The sequence below is a fragment of the Euzebyales bacterium genome (assembly GCA_035461305.1).
GTDB lineage: Bacteria > Actinomycetota > Nitriliruptoria > Euzebyales > JAHELV01 > JAHELV01.
Map to the genome: position 1 here is coordinate 69,390 of DATHVN010000109.1, position 16,770 is coordinate 86,159.

At 70.8% G+C, this 16,770-nt stretch carries 14 protein-coding genes; 12 read left to right on the forward strand and 2 right to left on the reverse strand.

Going from position 1 to position 16,770, the window contains the following annotated elements:
• Positions 1–232: 232 nt before the first annotated feature.
• From VK923_10220 to VK923_10255, 8 genes are all read left to right on the forward strand, one after another.
• Positions 233–1,927, forward strand: a complete 1,695-nt coding sequence (locus VK923_10220; GenBank protein HSJ45045.1) for a sensor histidine kinase — start codon at positions 233–235, stop codon at positions 1,925–1,927.
• On the forward strand, positions 1,921–2,604 hold the full coding sequence (locus VK923_10225) for a response regulator transcription factor (GenBank protein HSJ45046.1): 684 nt from the start codon (positions 1,921–1,923) through the stop codon (positions 2,602–2,604). The genes VK923_10220 and VK923_10225 overlap by 7 nt, the downstream gene beginning before the upstream one ends.
• A gap of 496 nt (positions 2,605–3,100) precedes the next feature.
• Positions 3,101–4,888 carry an acetolactate synthase large subunit gene (locus tag VK923_10230; protein ID HSJ45047.1) on the forward strand — a complete coding sequence of 596 codons (1,788 nt, stop codon included), beginning with the start codon at positions 3,101–3,103 and terminating at the stop codon, positions 4,886–4,888.
• 34 nt (positions 4,889–4,922) lie between these two features.
• A complete protein-coding gene (gene ilvN, locus VK923_10235) occupies positions 4,923–5,447 on the forward strand; it encodes an acetolactate synthase small subunit (protein ID HSJ45048.1) in 525 nt (174 codons plus the stop codon).
• Between the two features lie 40 nt (positions 5,448–5,487).
• Complete coding sequence (gene ilvC, locus VK923_10240; GenBank protein HSJ45049.1) at positions 5,488–6,489, forward strand: ketol-acid reductoisomerase; 1,002 nt, start codon at positions 5,488–5,490, stop codon at positions 6,487–6,489.
• An 85-nt stretch (positions 6,490–6,574) separates the two neighbouring features.
• Positions 6,575–7,465 carry a methylenetetrahydrofolate reductase [NAD(P)H] gene (gene metF / locus VK923_10245; GenBank protein ID HSJ45050.1) on the forward strand — a complete coding sequence of 297 codons (891 nt, stop codon included), beginning with the start codon at positions 6,575–6,577 and terminating at the stop codon, positions 7,463–7,465.
• A 77-nt stretch (positions 7,466–7,542) separates the two neighbouring features.
• Complete coding sequence (gene serA, locus VK923_10250) at positions 7,543–9,120, forward strand: phosphoglycerate dehydrogenase (protein ID HSJ45051.1); 1,578 nt, start codon at positions 7,543–7,545, stop codon at positions 9,118–9,120.
• 56 nt (positions 9,121–9,176) lie between these two features.
• Complete coding sequence (locus tag VK923_10255) at positions 9,177–10,097, forward strand: D-isomer specific 2-hydroxyacid dehydrogenase family protein (GenBank protein ID HSJ45052.1); 921 nt, start codon at positions 9,177–9,179, stop codon at positions 10,095–10,097.
• Between the two features lie 13 nt (positions 10,098–10,110).
• Here the strand turns inward: VK923_10255 and VK923_10260 are convergent, their stop codons facing one another.
• A complete protein-coding gene (locus tag VK923_10260) occupies positions 10,111–10,980 on the reverse strand; it encodes a sirohydrochlorin chelatase (GenBank protein HSJ45053.1) in 870 nt (289 codons plus the stop codon).
• Positions 10,981–11,190: 210 nt separating this feature from the next.
• Between VK923_10260 and pdhA the strand changes: the two genes are divergently transcribed.
• From pdhA to VK923_10280, 4 genes are all read left to right on the forward strand, one after another.
• On the forward strand, positions 11,191–12,297 hold the full coding sequence (pdhA, locus tag VK923_10265; GenBank protein ID HSJ45054.1) for a pyruvate dehydrogenase (acetyl-transferring) E1 component subunit alpha: 1,107 nt from the start codon (positions 11,191–11,193) through the stop codon (positions 12,295–12,297).
• A complete protein-coding gene (locus tag VK923_10270; GenBank protein HSJ45055.1) occupies positions 12,297–13,268 on the forward strand; it encodes an alpha-ketoacid dehydrogenase subunit beta in 972 nt (323 codons plus the stop codon). Before pdhA ends, VK923_10270 begins: the two co-directional genes overlap by 1 nt.
• A 12-nt stretch (positions 13,269–13,280) precedes the next feature.
• Entirely contained in the window at positions 13,281–14,582 is a 1,302-nt protein-coding gene (locus VK923_10275) for a dihydrolipoamide acetyltransferase family protein (GenBank protein ID HSJ45056.1), read from the forward strand.
• Positions 14,583–14,936: 354 nt separating this feature from the next.
• The gene (locus VK923_10280; protein ID HSJ45057.1) at positions 14,937–16,226 is read left to right on the forward strand and encodes an aspartate aminotransferase family protein; all 1,290 of its coding nucleotides are present in this window, start codon (positions 14,937–14,939) and stop codon (positions 16,224–16,226) included.
• On the opposite strand, the gene VK923_10285 is transcribed toward VK923_10280, so the two are convergent.
• Positions 16,207–16,761 carry an ACT domain-containing protein gene (locus VK923_10285; GenBank protein HSJ45058.1) on the reverse strand — a complete coding sequence of 185 codons (555 nt, stop codon included), beginning with the start codon at positions 16,759–16,761 and terminating at the stop codon, positions 16,207–16,209. The two genes, VK923_10280 and VK923_10285, sit on opposite strands and share 20 nt — an antisense overlap.
• Positions 16,762–16,770: the final 9 nt, after the last annotated feature.

Sequence of the window (16,770 nt, forward strand, 5' to 3'; positions counted from 1 at the left end):
CGATGTGAAGCTGCCCACACCGTCGCCCGTACCGTCGATGTGTTCAGAGTGACCGCCGTCAGCGGTTCCTCTGCACGTTGTGTGCCTCCGGGCCGACGGTCGCGACATGGACCTCGGGCCGACGGCCCGCCGGGCCTCCGTCGTGCGCCGGAGCGGCATCGCCGCACGTGACCGTGCATCTCCCGCGGGTTGCGCCTCGCAGGGCTGCCCCGCGTCGCACTAGGATCACACGGTGACCGGCTCGGCAACGCAGCAGACGGCCGCTGCCACCAGGCTGCCGCCCTCTCGCCTGATGACCGCATACTCCGCGGTGCTGGCGCTCGGCTGCGGCGTGATCGTTGCGACGGGGTTCCCGTCGTCGTATCTCCAGGACGGATTGTTCTGGATACCGCTCATCGCTGTCGCGAACCTGACCACGCTGTCGATCCTGCCCGAGGTCGACGTGGAGTCGCCGCTGGGTCCCATCGTCATCGCGGCGGCCGCCGTGCTGTATCCGCCAGCGGCGGTCACCCTGTTCGCGTGTGTGGGCGCGCTGTTCTGGCGTGAGGTGCTGGGTGAGGCGCCGCTGGTCATGGCGGTGTTCAACCGCGCGATGTACGGGCTCGCCGGCGCGGCGTCGGCAGGCGCTGTGGAGGCGGTCTACGCTCTCCTCGGCAGCGGCTCGTGGCAGATCGTGCCCGCCGCCCTCGTGGCCGTCGTCTGCTTCGATGCGGTCAACACCGTGCTCCTCGCGGTGATGCTCGTCGTGCGTCGGGGCCGGTCGTGGCGGCAGGCCGTCTCCGAGTCGGCCAACCCCTTCCCGAGGTTCACGCTGAACGCCGCGGTCTCCGCGATGATGTCGCTGCTGATCGTGGTCCTGGTCCGAGACGTCAGCCGGTGGTCGGTCGTCCTCGTCGCCGTGCCGTTCTGGCTGAGTCACTCCGCGCAGCGCTCGGCGCGCATCGCGCAGGATCGGACCGAGCAGCTCACCGCCCGCGTGCGCGAGCTCGAGATGCTCAACCGGCTGTCCGGCGAGCTGCTCACCGTCCACGACGCGGGTGAGGTCGCGCCGGTCGCGACCAAGATCCTCGACCGAGCGCTCGACGGCGGGGTGCTCGCCGTCGATCTCGACGGCACGACCTCCGATGGCATCCGCGTCGAGATCCCCGGAGCGGCGCCGGCCGCGATCGTGCTGTCCGGCCACGCCGAGCACCCGGGCGCGGTCGTGGAGGCGGCCGCCTCGCTGATCGGGCTGACGCTGACCCGTCTGCAGGTCGAGGCGGAGCTGGCCGAGACCGAACGGGCGCGCACGGCTCTGACCGCGCGGATCCTCGAGGAGGCGACGCACGAGCGCAGCCGGATCGCGATGGAGGTTCACGACGACGTCCTCCCGCTGTTCGCGGCGGCGCAGATGCAGATCGACAACGCGGACATGCTCATCGAGATCGACGATCCCGTGCGGGCCAGCGAGGTCGTCGAGAAGGCGACCGGCGCCGTGAGCGATGGCATCCGCGCCCTGCGCGACACGCTGGAGTCCCTGCGGCAGAGCACCCTCGTGCCAGGCACCGTCACCGAGGGCGTCCGCAGGCTGCTCGCGGATGTGCAGGCCCGCACGGGCGTCCGCGCGACGTTCGAGGCCCCTGACACCATGCCCGAGCTGCCGTTCGCCGTCGAGCTCCTCGCCTACGAGACGGTCCGCGGCTCGCTGGCCAACGTCGAGAAGCACGCAGCTGCGTCATCAGTGCATGTCGATTTCCGCCACGAGGGCGATAGGCTGGTGGTGCTCATGCGGGACGACGGTCGAGGCTTCGACCCGACGAAGGTCGGCATGCGCAGCCACGGGGTTGCGCTCATGCGACAGCGCGCGGAACTGGCGCGCGGCAGCTTCGACATCACGGGCACACCGGACAAGGGCACGACCGTGCGGCTGGAGGTGCCGACATGGTGACCTTCGCCACCCCGGTCATCGACCCGCCGCACACCGGCAGCGCGGTCATCCGCATCGTCATCGCCGAGGACCACGGCGTTGTGGCGGACGGCCTCGCGACCATGCTGTCGTTCGAGGACGACATGCAGGTCCAGGCGATCGTCACGTCTGGCGAGCAGCTGGTCGAGATCGTCCTGTCCGAGCGGCCCGACCTCGCGCTGGTCGATGTCAACCTCATCGGCATGGACGGCCTGACGGCGGTCCGCCAGATCCTGGAGCACGACGTGACCACCAGGATGATGGCCCTGACCATGTTCATCGACCACGACACCGTGACGCGGGCGGTCGCGGCCGGGGTCGCCGGCTACCTGCCCAAGAACGTGAGGCGCAAGGAGCTGATCCAGGCGGTCCGTGCGGTCGCGGCGGGCAAGGGGTTCCTCCACCCGGACGTCACGCGACCGTTCCTCGAGCGTGTCGGGCCGCTCGCGATCCACGCGGGCATCGAGCCGCTGACCCATCGCGAGCAGGAAGTGCTCGAGGTCATGGCGACGGGTGGCACGACGCGCGACATCGCCGACGTACTCTGCATAAGCGAGGAGACGGTCAAGAGCCATCTGTCACGGATCTACACGAAGTTGAAGGCCGATGACCGGGTGCAGGCCGTCGTCACGGCCATGCGGCACGGACTCGTCCGCTGACATCACCCGCTGCCGGGCCGAAAGGGTGCACCGGCTGCGGGGGGAGGGGGCGGGAACCCGCCCCCCGCATGGTGCCTTGCGGTGGGAACCACTGTACTCGATTCCGCCCGGTCATGACGGATTTCGAGGGCTGACGTGCGCACTGGACGCTCGGACAGGTCCGTCGTGGCGAGAGGTCAACAGATAACAGATGTGGTGTCGTTGACATTCGCGGCGCGCCTCTGTGCGAAGCAGAGGGTGGGCGGCGAAGCGTTGCGCCTTGTGGCAGCCGGGTTGCAATGCCGCGCGTCACGTCGCAGACTGCTGGTGGCGCGACCAGGCGCGCCATCCCGCTCGACCTGAGGACTGCCATGAGCCAGCACTGGGATGACCGCCAGTCGCTCATCGTGCTCGTAGCCCTCGTCTCCACGGTCGGAGGACGGTAGTCGGCACAGCGACGATCAGCAGCCCTCCGCCACCCGGCGAAGGGCTTATTTGGTTGAGAGGGTCAGTGCCCATGCAGATGACCGGAGCCCAGGCCGTGATCGCGACCCTCGAGACAGAGGGCGTCGAGGTGATGTTCGGTCACCCCGGCGGCGCGATCCTTCCCGCCTACGATCCGCTGCTCGACTCCCCGATGCGCCACGTGCTCGCCCGTCACGAGCAGGGCGCCGGCCACATGGCAGAGGGCTACGCGCAGGCCACTGGCCGTGTCGGCGTGGTCATGGCGACGTCCGGTCCGGGTGGCACGAACCTTGTGACCGCGCTCGCTGACGCGCACATGGACTCGGTGCCGCTCGTGGCGGTCACCGGCCAGGTTGCGCGGCCCGCCGTCGGTGGCGACGCGTTCCAGGAGGCCGACATCACCGGCATCACGATGCCGGTGACCAAGCACAATGAGCTCGTGCGCGACCCCGCCCGCATCGCCGGCGCGATCAAGGAGGCGTTCCACATCGCCTCCACCGGGCGGCCGGGACCGGTCCTGATCGACCTGCCCAAGGACGTGCTCGTCGAGACATTCGACTATCGCTACCCCGACCAGTTGAGCCTTCCCGGCTACCGTCCCACGGTCCGCGGGCACAGCAAGATGGTCCGCGAGGCAGCGCGGGAGATCCTCGACGCGCAGCGGCCTGTCATCTACGCGGGCGGAGGGATGATCAAGGCCCGTGGGGACGAGCAGCTGCGTGCGCTGGCCGAACTGCTCGAGCTCCCTGTGGTCACGACGCTGATGGGCCGCGGCGTGTTCCCCGACGACCACCCCCAGCACCTTGGCATGCCGGGCATGCACGGCCACTGGACCGCCATCACCGCGCTCCAGCAGTCGGACCTGCTGATCGCGCTGGGCACGCGCTTCGACGACCGGGTCACCGGTGACCTCACGACCTTCGCGCCATACGCCCGGGTCATCCACGTTGACATCGACCCCGCGGAGATCGGCAAGAACCGCGAGCCCGACGTACCCATCGTCGGCGACGGCGCGGTCGTGACGCAGCAGATCAGCGACGCCGTGCGCCGCCTGCTGGCCGATGGCGCCAGCGCCGCCGACCTTCAGCCGTGGTGGGATCGGCTTCGCACCTGGCGCGACGAGCACCCATTGCGGTGGGACCAGCAGGCGGACGGCCCGCTGAAGCCGCAGACCGTCATCCACGCGCTGGGTCGCCGGCTCGACGGGGAGGGCATTGTGGTCAGCGGTGTGGGCCAGCACCAGATGTGGGCGAGCCAGTTGGTCCGCTACCGCTCGCCGCGCACGTGGATCAACTCTGGTGGCCTCGGGACGATGGGCTTCTGCGTGCCGGCCGCCATCGGTGCCAAGATCGGGCGTCCCGACGTGCCCGTCGTGGCGATCGACGGCGACGGCAGCTTCCAGATGACGCTGCAGGAGCTCGCGACCGCGACCACCGAGCGCGTCCCGGTCATCTTCTGCGTCATCAACAATGGCGTGCTCGGCATGGTCCGTCAGTGGCAGGAGCTGTTCTACGAGCAGCGCTACTCACAGATCGAGCTGAGCACCGATGTGCCCGACCTGGTCAAGCTCGCCGACGCGATGGGCTGCGCCGGGTACCGGTGTGAGCGGCCGGAGGACGTCGAGCAGACCCTGGACAAGGCCCTCGCCGTCGGCGACGCGCCCGTCCTCGTCGACTTCCGCGTCGACCCCGAGGAGAAGGTGTTCCCGTTCGTGCCCGCCGGCGGCAGCAACGACGACGTCGTCGAGTCGCTCGACGAGTGGACGGCCCGTCAGGACCCGCCCAAGGGCGGAGCGGGAGAGCCCGGAGGCGCCGGGCTGCCGATGGTCCCGCCGTCGTAGCCACCGGCACGTCCATGAGAGAGGTCCAGAACAGATGAGCATGCACACCCTGAGCGTCCTCGTCGAGAACAAGCCGGGTGTCCTCGCCCGCGTCGCGGGGCTGTTCAGCCGCCGCGGGTTCAACATCGAGTCGCTGTCGGTCGGCACGACCGAGTCGCCCCATGTGTCGCGCATGACGATCCTCGTCGATGCCGAGCACTCACCGCTGGAGCAGGTCACCAAGCAGCTGAACAAGCTGATCAACGTGCTCAAGATCGTCGAATTGACCCCGGCGGATGCCGTCGAGCGGGAGCTGCAGCTGATCAAGGTGGCCGCGACCGGCACGACACGCAGCGAGATCATCGAAATCGCCGACGTGTTCCGCGCGAAGGTCGTCGACGTCGACGTCGAATCGGTCACCGTCGAGGTGACCGGATCGGCCGACAAGCTCGAAGCGCTCGTGCGCCTGCTCGAACCGTACGGCATCCGCGAGCTCGTGCGATCGGGCATGATCGCGCTCGGCAGGGGCTCCCGCAGCATCACCGAGGGCCGGACGCTGCGCCTGCAACGCTCCGCCTGACCCGCCCGCAGATCCATCACTTCACATAGAGGACGCCACGATGGTCCAGATCCACTACGAGGACGACGCCACGCTCGACCCGCTTGCCGACCGCACGGTGGCCGTGCTCGGCTTCGGCTCGCAGGGCCACGCGCACGCCCGCAACCTTGCGGAGTCGGGCGTCGCCGTCATCGTCGGTCTGCACGAGGGATCCTCGAGCAGAGGGCGCGCGCGAGATGCCGGCCTGGAGGTCACGTCGGTCGCCGACGCGGTCAAGCGTGCCGACGTCGTCATGATGCTGATGCCCGACACGGTGCAGCCTGAGGCCTACCGCACCGAGGTCGAGCCCGGGCTGGTCGACGGCAACGCGCTGTTCTTCGCCCACGGCTTCAACATCCACTACGGCCAGATCGTCCCGCCGGCGGGCGTCGACGTGTGCATGGTCGCCCCGAAGGGGCCAGGGCACCTGGTGCGCCGGACCTACACCGAGGGCACGGGCGTGCCGGCGCTGATGGCGATCCACCAGGACGCGACCGGGACCGCCCGGAAGCTGACGCTGGCCTACGCCAGGGGTATCGGTGCCGCCCGCGCCGGCGTCCTCGAGACCACCTTCGCCGAGGAGACCGAGACCGACCTGTTCGGCGAGCAGGCCGTGCTGTGCGGTGGCGTGTCGAGCCTGGTGCAGAAGGCGTTCGAGACCCTGACAGAGGCCGGGTACCAACCGGAGGTCGCGTACTTCGAGTGCCTCCACGAGCTCAAGCTCATCGTTGACCTGTTCTACGAGGGCGGCCTGGCCCGCATGCGCTACTCGGTGTCGGACACCGCCGAGTACGGCGACTACTCCCGCGGCGACTACATCGTCGACGCCGGTGTCAAGGAACGCATGCGCGACGCGCTGACCCAGATCCAGGACGGCCGGTTCGCCCGCGAGTGGATCCTTGAGAACGCGGCGGGGCGCCCCGCGTTCATGGCGCAGCGCCGCCGTCAGGCCGAGCACCCGATCGAGGAGGTCGGCCGGACGCTGCGGTCCATGATGAGCTGGCTGCCCCACCAGGACGACTGACCGCGCATCAGCGTTGGCGGGGTAGTCACTGTTTGACGACCGTCGGCCGGTCGAGCCGGCCGGCGCGGCTGTAGGCTTCCGTGCCATGCCTGCATCCATCGTGTCGCTGCTGCGTGCCGACGCACCGACCCTGTCGTTCGAATTCTTCCCACCGAAGACCGACCAGGGCCGGCGAACGCTGTGGCGCACCATCGAGGGCCTCGCCGACCTGGCACCGGACTTCGTCTCGGTGACCTACGGCGCCGGCGGATCGACCCGCGACCGCACGCTGGACGTCATCGAGCGGGTCCGCGACCGGACGGCCCTGCTGCCGGTCATGCACCTGACCTGCGTGGGGGCGACCCGCGAGGAGCTGACCGAACTCGCGCACGAGCTGACCGACCGCGGCGTCACCGACGTGCTCGCCCTGCGTGGCGACCCCCCGGACGGGCCGGCGGGGACGTGGGTCCCGACCGACGGCGGGTTTCGGTACGCCGCCGAACTCGTGGCGCTGCTCGACGGCCTCGGAGGCTTCGAGATCGGGGTCGCGGCCTTCCCGGAGGGCCATCCCGCATCGCCGTCGCGCGAGTCCGACATCGCCCACCTCGCCGCGAAGTGCGCGGTGGGCGCCGGCTACGCGATCACGCAGTTCTTCTTCGATGTCAAGCAGTACGTGGCGCTGGTCGACGACCTGCGCGCGATCGGGTGCGAGACGCCGATCGTCCCCGGCGTGCTGCCCGTCACCAACCCCGCGCAGACGCGACGCTTCGCGGCCGCGGCCGGCGCCACCATCCCCGCCGACCTCGACGCCGCGTTCCGGGCGGTCGAGGACGATCCGGCCACAGTCCATGCGCTCGGTGTCGGCCGCGCGATCGAGTTGTCGCGCGACCTGCTCGCGGCGGGCGCGCCCGGGCTGCACATCTACACGCTCAACCGCGCCGCCGCGACCCGTGAGATCTGCGAGGCCCTGCGTGGCGTGGGAGCCCTGCCCGCCTGAGCGGGGCCGGGCTTTGTGACGTCATGCACGACCTGTCTACTCTGGCCCCGTCTCTCGTCCCTGCAGAGGTTGCAGCCATGCGCGTGCTCATCGCAGACAAGCTGTCCGCCACCGGCGTGGCGGCGCTCGAGGCATCATACGACGTCGATGTCCGCACCGGGCTGTCCAAGCGGGAGCTGCTCGACATCGTCGGTCGTTACGACGCGGTCGTCGTCCGCTCGGCAACCACGATCGACGCCGACGTCATCGCGGCGGCCGGCAGCCTGACCGTGATCGCGCGCGCCGGCATCGGCGTCGACAACATCGACCTCGAGGCTGCGACCGCGCGCGGGATCATCGTGTGCAACGCCCCGCAGTCCAACACGATCAGCGCTGCCGAGCACACGATCGCGCTGCTGCTCGCACTCGCGCGCCGCGTCCCTGCCGCGGACCGCAGCCTCCGGGGCGGTGCGTGGGAACGCACCGCATTCCAGGGTGTCGAGCTGCACGGCCGCACCCTGGGCGTCATGGGCCTGGGCCGTGTCGGGACGCTCGTCGCCCGTCGGTGCGCGGCGTTCGGCATGAAGCTGGCCGCCTATGACCCGTACGTGTCGACCGAGCGGGCCGACCAGCTCGGCATCCAGCTCGTCGGGTCGCCCCTGCGGCTGTGCGAGATCGCCGACGTCGTGACGGTCCACCTCCCCCGCACCTCCGACACCGTAGGCATCGTCGGCGCCGAGGAGCTCGCCGCGCTCGGACCCGACGGTATGCTCGTCAACACGGCGCGCGGTGGCATCGTCGACGAGGCGGCGCTGGCGACCGCGCTCGATGACGGCGTCCTCGGTGGGGCCGCGCTCGACGTGTTCTCGTCCGAGCCGGTGACGGAGTCCCCGCTGTTCTCCCTGCCCAACGTCGTGGTGACCCCGCACCTCGGCGCGTCGACTCAGCAGGCGCAGGACAAGGCCGGCCTGATGATCGCCGAGGCGGTGGACCTTGCGCTGCGCGGCGAGTTCGTGCCGAGCGCCGTCAACCTGCAGGTGTCTGCGGCGGTCACCGACCACGTGCGGGCGTTCCTGGGCCTGACCACGAAGCTCGGCCGGCTGTTCACCGCGCTGCACGAGGGTGTGACGAGTGCGATCACGATCGAGTACCGGGGCGGCATCGCCGACGAGGACACCAGCGCGCTGAACCTCGCCGCGCTCACCGGGCTGTTGTCGGACGTCGTCGACGAGCCGGTGACCTACGTCAACGCGCCACTGACCGCCGAGGAACGCGGCCTCAAGTTGACGACGATGACCTCGTCGGCGCCGCGCGACTACGTGTCGCTCGTGCGGCTGACGGCCAACGGCGACAATGCGGTGGCCGGCACGGTCGTCGGGCCGAACGACAAGGAGCGGCTGGTCGAGCTGTGGGGCTTCGAGATCGACATGGAGCCCAGCGAGCACATGCTGTTCTTCCGCTACGTGGACCGGCCCGGCATCATCGGCCGGATCGGCAGCGTGCTGGGTGACGAGAACATCAACATCGCCACGATGCAGGTCGGGCGGCACGAGATGGGCGGCGACGCCCTGATCGCGATGACCACTGACTCGGCGGTTTCACCCGCCATAGCGCACCGCATAGCGGAGATCATCGGCTCCACCCACGCGCGGACCATCAGCCTGTCGCGGGCCTGAGCGGACCGGGCGCAGGACGTGACACAATGCGCCGAGCCGACGACCGAGGATGCAACGTGAGTGCCGTGCCGATCGCTGTCCTGCCCGAGGGAACCCGCGACTACATCGCCGAGGCGGTGCGCGAAGGCGGCGGCGAGGTCGTCGGGCCTGCCGACGCCCGGGGGCTGGTGTGGACCGACCCGGACGCGGCCGACGACCTGGCAGACCTGCTCAAGGCCAACGATGGCATCGAGTGGGTCCAGCTGCCGTGGGCCGGCGTGGAGCCGTACGCCGACGCCGGGGTCTTCGACGACCAGCGCGTGTGGACGTCGGGCAAGGGCGTGTACGCCGAGCCGGTGGCCGAGCACGCCCTGGCGCTGGCGCTCGCGGGCCTGCGTGAGCTGCCGCGGTACGCTCAGGAGGTCAGCTGGTCGGCCCAGGCGGGCATCAGTCTCATCGGCGGGTCGATCACGATCTTCGGCGGCGGGGGGATCACGACCGAACTCGTTCGCCTTCTCGAGCCGTTCAAGGCGAGGATCACGGTCGTCCGCCGGACCGCGGAGCCTATGGACGGCGTCGAACGCGTGTTGGCCTTCGACCACCGCTACGAGGCGCTCAAGGGTGCCGACGTGGTCGTCCTGGCGCTCGCCCTGACGCCCGAGACGGCGGGCGTCATCTCCCGTGTCGAGTTCGAGCTCATGGAGCCACACGCCTGGCTGGTCAACGTCGCACGCGGCGCCCACGTCGTCACCGAGGACCTCGTCGTCGCGCTCCGCGAGGACGTCATCGGCGGCGCGGCGCTGGACGTCACCGAGCCAGAGCCGCTGCCCGACGGCCACCCGCTGTGGCAGTTGCCCAACTGCCTGATCACCCCCCACACGGCCAACACCGAGGACATGGCCAAGCCGTTGCTGTCGGCGCGGATCGCTGAGAACGTCAGGCGCTTCGCGGCCGGCGAGGAGCTGATCGGCGTGGTCGACCCCGAGGTCGGCTACTGACGTTCTCGGGCGGTCAGGTGGTCGCCGACGGGTGGACCGCGGTTCCCAGGCCGCCGGCCGACGGCAGGCCGACCCGCCCCTCGAAGCCAGGCAGCGGGACGCGGTAGGCGCACAGGTCGCAGTTCATGCGGGCGTCGCCCGCGATCGCCTCGCGGTACCGGTCCGTCACGACGTCGGCGACCATCGGGTCCGGACCGAACCGGCCGGCATCGGCGATGTCCAGGCCGTCGGCCGCCGCGTCGGCCGCCCACCCGTCGACGCGGCGCTCCAGCCGGCCGGCGAGCAGCGACCACGAGAACCGCACGACGCGCCTGGCGCCGGCGCGACGAACGCGGGCGAACAACGCGTCGGCCGTCGGCCACGTGACGCCGGCGTAGGCGATCTCGACCCACCGGTGTCCGGTCAGCTCGGCCAGCAGCCGGGCCGCCTTCGCGAGGTCCCCGTTCGCGTCGGGGTCGCTGGACCCTGCTCCGGTGACGACGAGCACCTCGTCGGCGCGGTCACCGTCGCTGACCGCACCGATCCGCGCGCAGGCGAGGTCGAACAGCACCGGGTGCAGGCCCAGGACCCGCCCGTGGGTGACGGGCACCTCAGGGTGACGTGCTCGCACCCCTGCGACGGATGCGGGCACGTCGGTCTTGGCGTGACCGGCACCGAGCACCAGGAACGGCACCGTCACAATGGCCCGCGCACCGGCGTCGACGAGCTGCCCGGCCGCTGTCACCGCGTCGGGCTCGGCGAAGTCCTCGAGCCACGCCGCCGCGACCGGGGCGTCTACGCGCTCGTGCAGATGCCCGATGAGCTCGTCCATCTCCGTGGCGGCTGACGGCTCGCGCGTGCCGTGCGCGATGAGCAGGAGGGCGGGCTGGTGCTCAGCTGTCACGTGATCGTCCTGATGTCCCGGTCGGTCAGGCGCGACGGTTTCGCTCGCCGCGCGGATCTCGTACCCTTGTGATAAGCGCTGCGGTCACTCGACGCGATCCGTCCGGTGGCCGCGTCGAGGCCGGTGCGAAGCCCACGGGCCCCGATCCGCGCTCCGACGACGGTGTGTGGCACGGCGATCCCGTGACCGCACGAACCGAAGGAGTCGCCAATGGTTGATGACCCATCTGCACCTGATCCTTCCACGCTGCTGCCCCCGGCCACACCGGTCCGACTGCTCGAAAGCGACGGCACCTACCGCGCGGATCCCGACTGGGCAGTCGACCTCCCCGATGACCAGCTCGTCGAGCTGTACCGGACGATGGTCATGGCCCGCCAGATTGACGCGCAGTCGATCAGGCTGCAGCGGCAGGGCCAGCTGGGCGTCTACGCGTCGCTGCGGGGTCAGGAGGCCGCCCAGATCGGCAGTGGGTTCGCGCTGGCGCCCCAGGACTGGGTCTTCCCCTCGTACCGCGAGCTCGGCGTGGCGCTGACCCGTGCCATGGACCCGCGTGAGCTGCTCCACGTGTTCCGTGGCACGTGGCTGGGTGCCCACGACCCGGCCAAGCACCGGTTCGGCCTGATCACCATCTCGATCGGCACGCAGGCACTGCACGCCGCCGGCTTCGCCATGGGAGCACGCCTCGACGACGCGGACTGCTGCGCGGTCGTCTATCTGGGTGACGGTGCGACCAGTGAGGGCGACGTCCACGAGGCGCTGAACTTCGCCGCGGTGTTCAACGCGCCGTGCGTGTTCTTCGTGCAGAACAACCAGTACGCGATCAGCGTGCCCGTCACCCGGCAGACGAAGGCGCCGACGATCGCCCACAAGGCCGTCGGCTACGGCATGCCCGGCTACCGCTGCGACGGCAACGACGTGCTCGCCTGCTACGCGGTGATGCGCCGTGCCCTCGAGCACGCACGCGGCGGTGGGGGACCGGTGCTCGTCGAGGCCGAGACCTACCGCATGGAGGCCCACACGACGGCCGACGACCCGACGCGCTACCGGGACGAGCGCGAGCTCGAGCAGTGGCGCGCGCGTGACCCGATCACCCGTTTCGACAAGTTCCTGCGGGACCATGGGCTGCTCGACGACGACCTGGCCGAGACCGTCGCGCAGGCCGCGACGGCCGAGGCGCAGGCCGTCCGGGCCGCGATCTACGACGCGCCGCACGGCGACCCGTTGGAGCTGTTCGACCACGTGTACGTCGAGCCCACCGCGCGCCTGCGTGCCCAGCGGGCGCAGCTCGCGGCCGAGCTGGCCGGGCAGGAGGCGTGATGGCGGTCACGATGGCCGGCGCGCTCAACCGCGCCCTGCACGATGCGATGGACGACGACGATCGCGTGGTGGTCTTCGGCGAGGACGTCGCCGACCTCGGTGGCGTGTTCCGCGTGACCGACCGCCTCGCCGAGCGGTTCGGTCCGGACCGCTGCTTCGACACGCCACTGGCCGAGTCCGGTATCGTCGGCACTGCCGTGGGCATGGCGATGTATGGCTACCGGCCTGTGGTCGAGCTGCAGTTCGACGGCTTCAGCTACCCGGCGTTCGACCAGATCACGTCGCACCTGGCCAAGCTGCCGAACCGGTCGCGCGGCACCGTCCGTCTCCCCGTCGTCGTCCGCATCCCGTTCGGCGGGGGCATCGGAGCCGTCGAGCACCACTCCGAGAGCCCGGAGGTGCTGTACGCGCACACTGCGGGGCTCAAGATCGTCACCCCGTCGACCCCGAGCGACGCCTACGCGCTGCTGCGCGGGTCGATCGCGTCACCGGACCCTGTGCTGTTCTTCGAGCCGAAGCGGCGGTACTGGACCAAGGAGGACGTCGAGCTGCCGGTGACGACCGAGCCGCCTGATAGGGCCGTGGTCCGGCGACCGGGGTCGACGGCCACGCTCATCAGCTACGGTCCGACGGTCGCGACCTGCCTGGAGGCCGCCGAGGCCGCCACCGCGGAGGGCTGGGAGCTGGAGGTCATCGATCTTCGCTCGCTCACGCCGATCGACATCGACACGCTCGTGGCCGCCCTCGAGCGCACTGGCCGCGCGATCGTCGTCCACGAGGCCAGTGTGTTCGCCGGCCTCGGGGCCGAGATCGCCGCGGAGCTGCTCGAGCAGGCGTTCTGGTCGCTGGAGGCGCCGGTGCTGCGGGTCGGCGGTTTCGACATCCCCTACCCGGCGTCGCAGCTCGAGCACTACCACCTGCCCGACGTCGACCGCATCCTCGATGCGGTCGAGCGCAGCCTGGACTACTAGGAGGGCAGGGCAATGGCGAATGAGCAGGTACGACTGCCTGACCTGGGCGAAGGCCTGACCGAGGCGACGATCGTGCGCTGGCTGGTCGACGTCGGCGACTCGGTCATCGTCGACCAGATCGTGGCCGAGGTCGAGACGGCGAAGGCCACCGTGGAACTTCCGACGCCCCACGCGGGGACCGTCGCCGCGCTGCACGCGGCCGAGGGCGACGAGATCGCCGTCGGCTCCGCCGTGCTGACGATCGACCGCTCGGTGCCGGCGTCCGAGGCGCCGCCGGCCGCCGGCGACACCGAGACAGCCGAGGACACCGAGACGGCCGAGGACACCGACGAGGGCGATGCTGAGACGGCCGAGGGCGATGAAGGCACGGACGTGCTGGTCGGGTACGGGACCGGCCGGGGGAGCCGGCGCCGCCGGCGCGGCCGTGCGCACCGCACGCCGGCCCCGTCACAGCCGGCGCGCCCACGGGCCAAGCCACCGGTGCGCAAGCTGGCCAAGGACCTCGGCGTGAACCTCGAGGCCCTGACGGGCAGCGGGCCGGACGGCCGCATCACCCGCGACGACGTCCGTGGCGCCGCCCGACGTCCCGCCGAGGCCGCGCCTCGCGGTGGTCGGTCGGTCGACGGCGACCGCCGCGAAGCCGTCACCGGGGTGCGGGCGCGCATCGCCGACCACCTGACCGTCGCATGGCGCGAGATCCCCGCGGCGTCCTGCTGGGTCGAGTGCGACACCTCGGCGATGCTGGCGGTCCGCGACGAGTTGGCCGCCGCGCACCCGGACGTGAAGCTGACGCCGCTGGCACTGATCCTGCGCTCGTGCGTCGTGGCGCTCGGCGAGGTGCCGCAGCTCAACGCCAGCTTCGATGCCGAACACCGCGAGATCGTCCACCACGGATGCGTCGACCTCGGCGTGGCCACGCAGACCGACCGGGGGCTGTTGGTCCCGGTCGTCCGCGACGCAGGCGGGCGGTCGGTGCTCGACCTGGCGTCCGAGGTCGAGCGGCTCGCCGGTGAGGCGCGCAGCGGCGACCTCGCGCCTGGCGAGCTCGTCGGCAGCACGTTCACCGTGTCCAACGTTGGCGCCTTCGGCATCGACGGTGGCGGACCGATCATCAACCACCCCGAGGCGGGCATCCTCGGCGTCGGACGCATTGCCCCCCGTCCGTGGGTCGTCGAAGACGACGTCGTCGTCCGCCCGGTCGTGCAGCTGACGCTGTCGTTCGACCACCGTGTGTGCGACGGGGCGGAGGCTGCGGGGTTCCTGCGCCGGGTCGCCGATCTCGTCGAGCGGCCGACGCTGCTGATCGCGCACTAGGGGGCCCGTCTCCCCCTCCCGGCCGGCGTTCGATCGCATCTGCATCCCCGCTCGCGTCGTTGCGACTCGCTGCGAGCTTCGTGGGGCCTGGTTCCACGAACCACTCGGCGGACCGGCTTCGCCGGCACACGGGCAGGCCCGGTATGCGCCGCTCACCGCGCCTCGCGAGCCGGGCGCAGCTGCGTCCTGGTCACCGTGCCGTGGGCTCCTTGGGCGTCGGGAGTCGAGCGTCAGCGAGACGACCACGCGCACGGCCGGTCCGGGAGACGGATCCCGCCACTGTCGCGGCCGCCCGCCCGCCGCTATCGTGCGCTGCGACGGGCGGTCGCCGCGCCCTGGGGCGAGGAGGAACGGATGACGACCCACGCTGACCTGCTCGCCCGGCACCGGGCTGTGCTGCCGTCGTGGATGGCGCTGTACTACGACGAGCCGATCGCGCTGGTCCGCGGTGAGGGACGCCACGTGTGGGACGCCGAGGGCGCACGCTACCTCGACTTCTTCGGCGGCATACTCACGACAATGACCGCCCACGCGCTGCCCGAAGTCGTCGAGGCCGTGCGCGGGCAGGCGGGCCGGATCCTGCACACTTCGACGCTCTACCTGATCGAGTCGCAGATCGAGCTCGCCGAGGAGATCGCCGCGCTCGTGCCGATGGACGACGCGAAGGTCTTCTTCACGACGTCGGGCACCGAAGCCAACGAGGCCGCGCTGCTCCTGGCGTGCACCGCGCGGCGCAGCAACCAGATCCTCGCGATGCGCAACAGCTACCACGGACGGTCGTTCGCGGCGATGGCCATCACGGGCAACCGCGGCTGGTCGGCGTCGAGCCTCTCGCCGGTGCAGACCAGCTACGTCCAGGGCGGCTACCGCTACCGCAGCCCGTGGCGAGACCTGTCCGACGACGAGTACATCGCCGCCGGCGTGGCGGACCTCGTCGACGTGCTCGACACCACCACGGCCGGTGACGTGGCGTGCATGATCGCCGAGCCGATCCAGGGCGTCGGCGGGTTCGCCCACCCGCCCGACGGGTTCTACGGCGCACTGGCCGAGGTCCTGGCCGAGCGCGGGATCCTCTTCATCAGCGACGAGGTGCAGACCGGATGGGGACGCACGGGCGAGCACTTCTGGGGCTTCGGGGCCCACGACGTCGTGCCGGATGCGATCACGTTCGCCAAGGGCCTGGGTAACGGCCTGACGCTGGCAGGCGTCGTGGCGCCGGCGGAGCTGATGGACGGGGTCGCTGCGAATTCGATCTCCACGTTCGGCGGCAATCCGCTGGCGACGGCGGGCGGTCTGGCCAACCTCCGCTACCTGCTGGCCAACGGCCTGCAGGAGCACGCGCTCAAGGTCGGCCAGCAGCTCCGGGCCCAGCTGACAGACGGCCTGGGTGACATCCCCGACGTCGCCGACGTCCGTGGCAAGGGGCTGATGCTCGGCATCGAGCTCGCGGCGGAGGACCGCACGCCGCACCCCGCGACCGCCTCAGCCGTGCTCGAACGCTCTCGGTCCGAGGGCCTGCTCGTCGGCAAAGGCGGCCTGTACGGCAACGTGCTGCGGATCTCACCGCCGTTGACCGTCATGCCCGACGAGATCGACGAGGGTGGTCAGATCCTCGTCGAGGCGATCAGGACAGCGAGCGGTTGACGTCGCGGGCCCCCACGCCGACCGCGCGCTGCGCGAGCCGCAGCAGCGCCATCGCGCGTTCCCGCTCGGTCGTTGTGAACCGGTAGTCGCGGCGTAGCACGAGCATCTCGTGGCCGGCATCGAGGACCAGCACGCGTCGATCGTGGCCGTCGGGCGCCTGTGACGCGGGGACGAACTCGGCTGCGCGCGCGTGCAGCATGCCACCGATCAGGGTGCACACGCCCCGGCGAGCCTCGGCGCTGCCGTCGAGCAGTGACTCGATGCCGATCGACAGGCGCGTCACCGCGTCGCCGGGCTGGCCACGGGACGGGCCGGCGTGGATCACGCTCACCCCGTCGAGCGTCGCCAGGCGGTCGAGCAGCGTCGGGACGTGCTCCTCGTCGAGGATCACCTCGAGGTCGTCGAGCGCACGTCCGTCATCGTGCTCGACGACGTCGACCGCGTGGATGTCGCCACCGACGGCCGAGATCGCGCTGGCCAGCTTCGCGAGCGCACCGGGCCGGTCGGGCAACGCGCAGCGCAGCATCAGTTCCATCAGGACAGC

Bases quoted from the DNA above. Each gene is read 5' to 3' on its own strand.
- VK923_10225 (HSJ45046.1), top strand. From the start codon at position 1,921: ATGGTGACCTTCGCCACCCCGGTCATCGACCCGCCGCACACCGGCAGC.
- VK923_10285 (HSJ45058.1), bottom strand. From the start codon at position 16,761: ATGGAACTGATGCTGCGCTGCGCGTTGCCCGACCGGCCCGGTGCGCTC.
- VK923_10230 (HSJ45047.1), top strand. From the start codon at position 3,101: ATGCAGATGACCGGAGCCCAGGCCGTGATCGCGACCCTCGAGACAGAG.
- VK923_10270 (HSJ45055.1), top strand. From the start codon at position 12,297: ATGGCGGTCACGATGGCCGGCGCGCTCAACCGCGCCCTGCACGATGCG.
- pdhA (HSJ45054.1), top strand. From the start codon at position 11,191: ATGGTTGATGACCCATCTGCACCTGATCCTTCCACGCTGCTGCCCCCG.
- VK923_10275 (HSJ45056.1), top strand. From the start codon at position 13,281: ATGGCGAATGAGCAGGTACGACTGCCTGACCTGGGCGAAGGCCTGACC.
- metF (HSJ45050.1), top strand. From the start codon at position 6,575: ATGCCTGCATCCATCGTGTCGCTGCTGCGTGCCGACGCACCGACCCTG.
- serA (HSJ45051.1), top strand. From the start codon at position 7,543: ATGCGCGTGCTCATCGCAGACAAGCTGTCCGCCACCGGCGTGGCGGCG.
- ilvC (HSJ45049.1), top strand. From the start codon at position 5,488: ATGGTCCAGATCCACTACGAGGACGACGCCACGCTCGACCCGCTTGCC.
- VK923_10280 (HSJ45057.1), top strand. From the start codon at position 14,937: ATGACGACCCACGCTGACCTGCTCGCCCGGCACCGGGCTGTGCTGCCG.
- ilvN (HSJ45048.1), top strand. From the start codon at position 4,923: ATGAGCATGCACACCCTGAGCGTCCTCGTCGAGAACAAGCCGGGTGTC.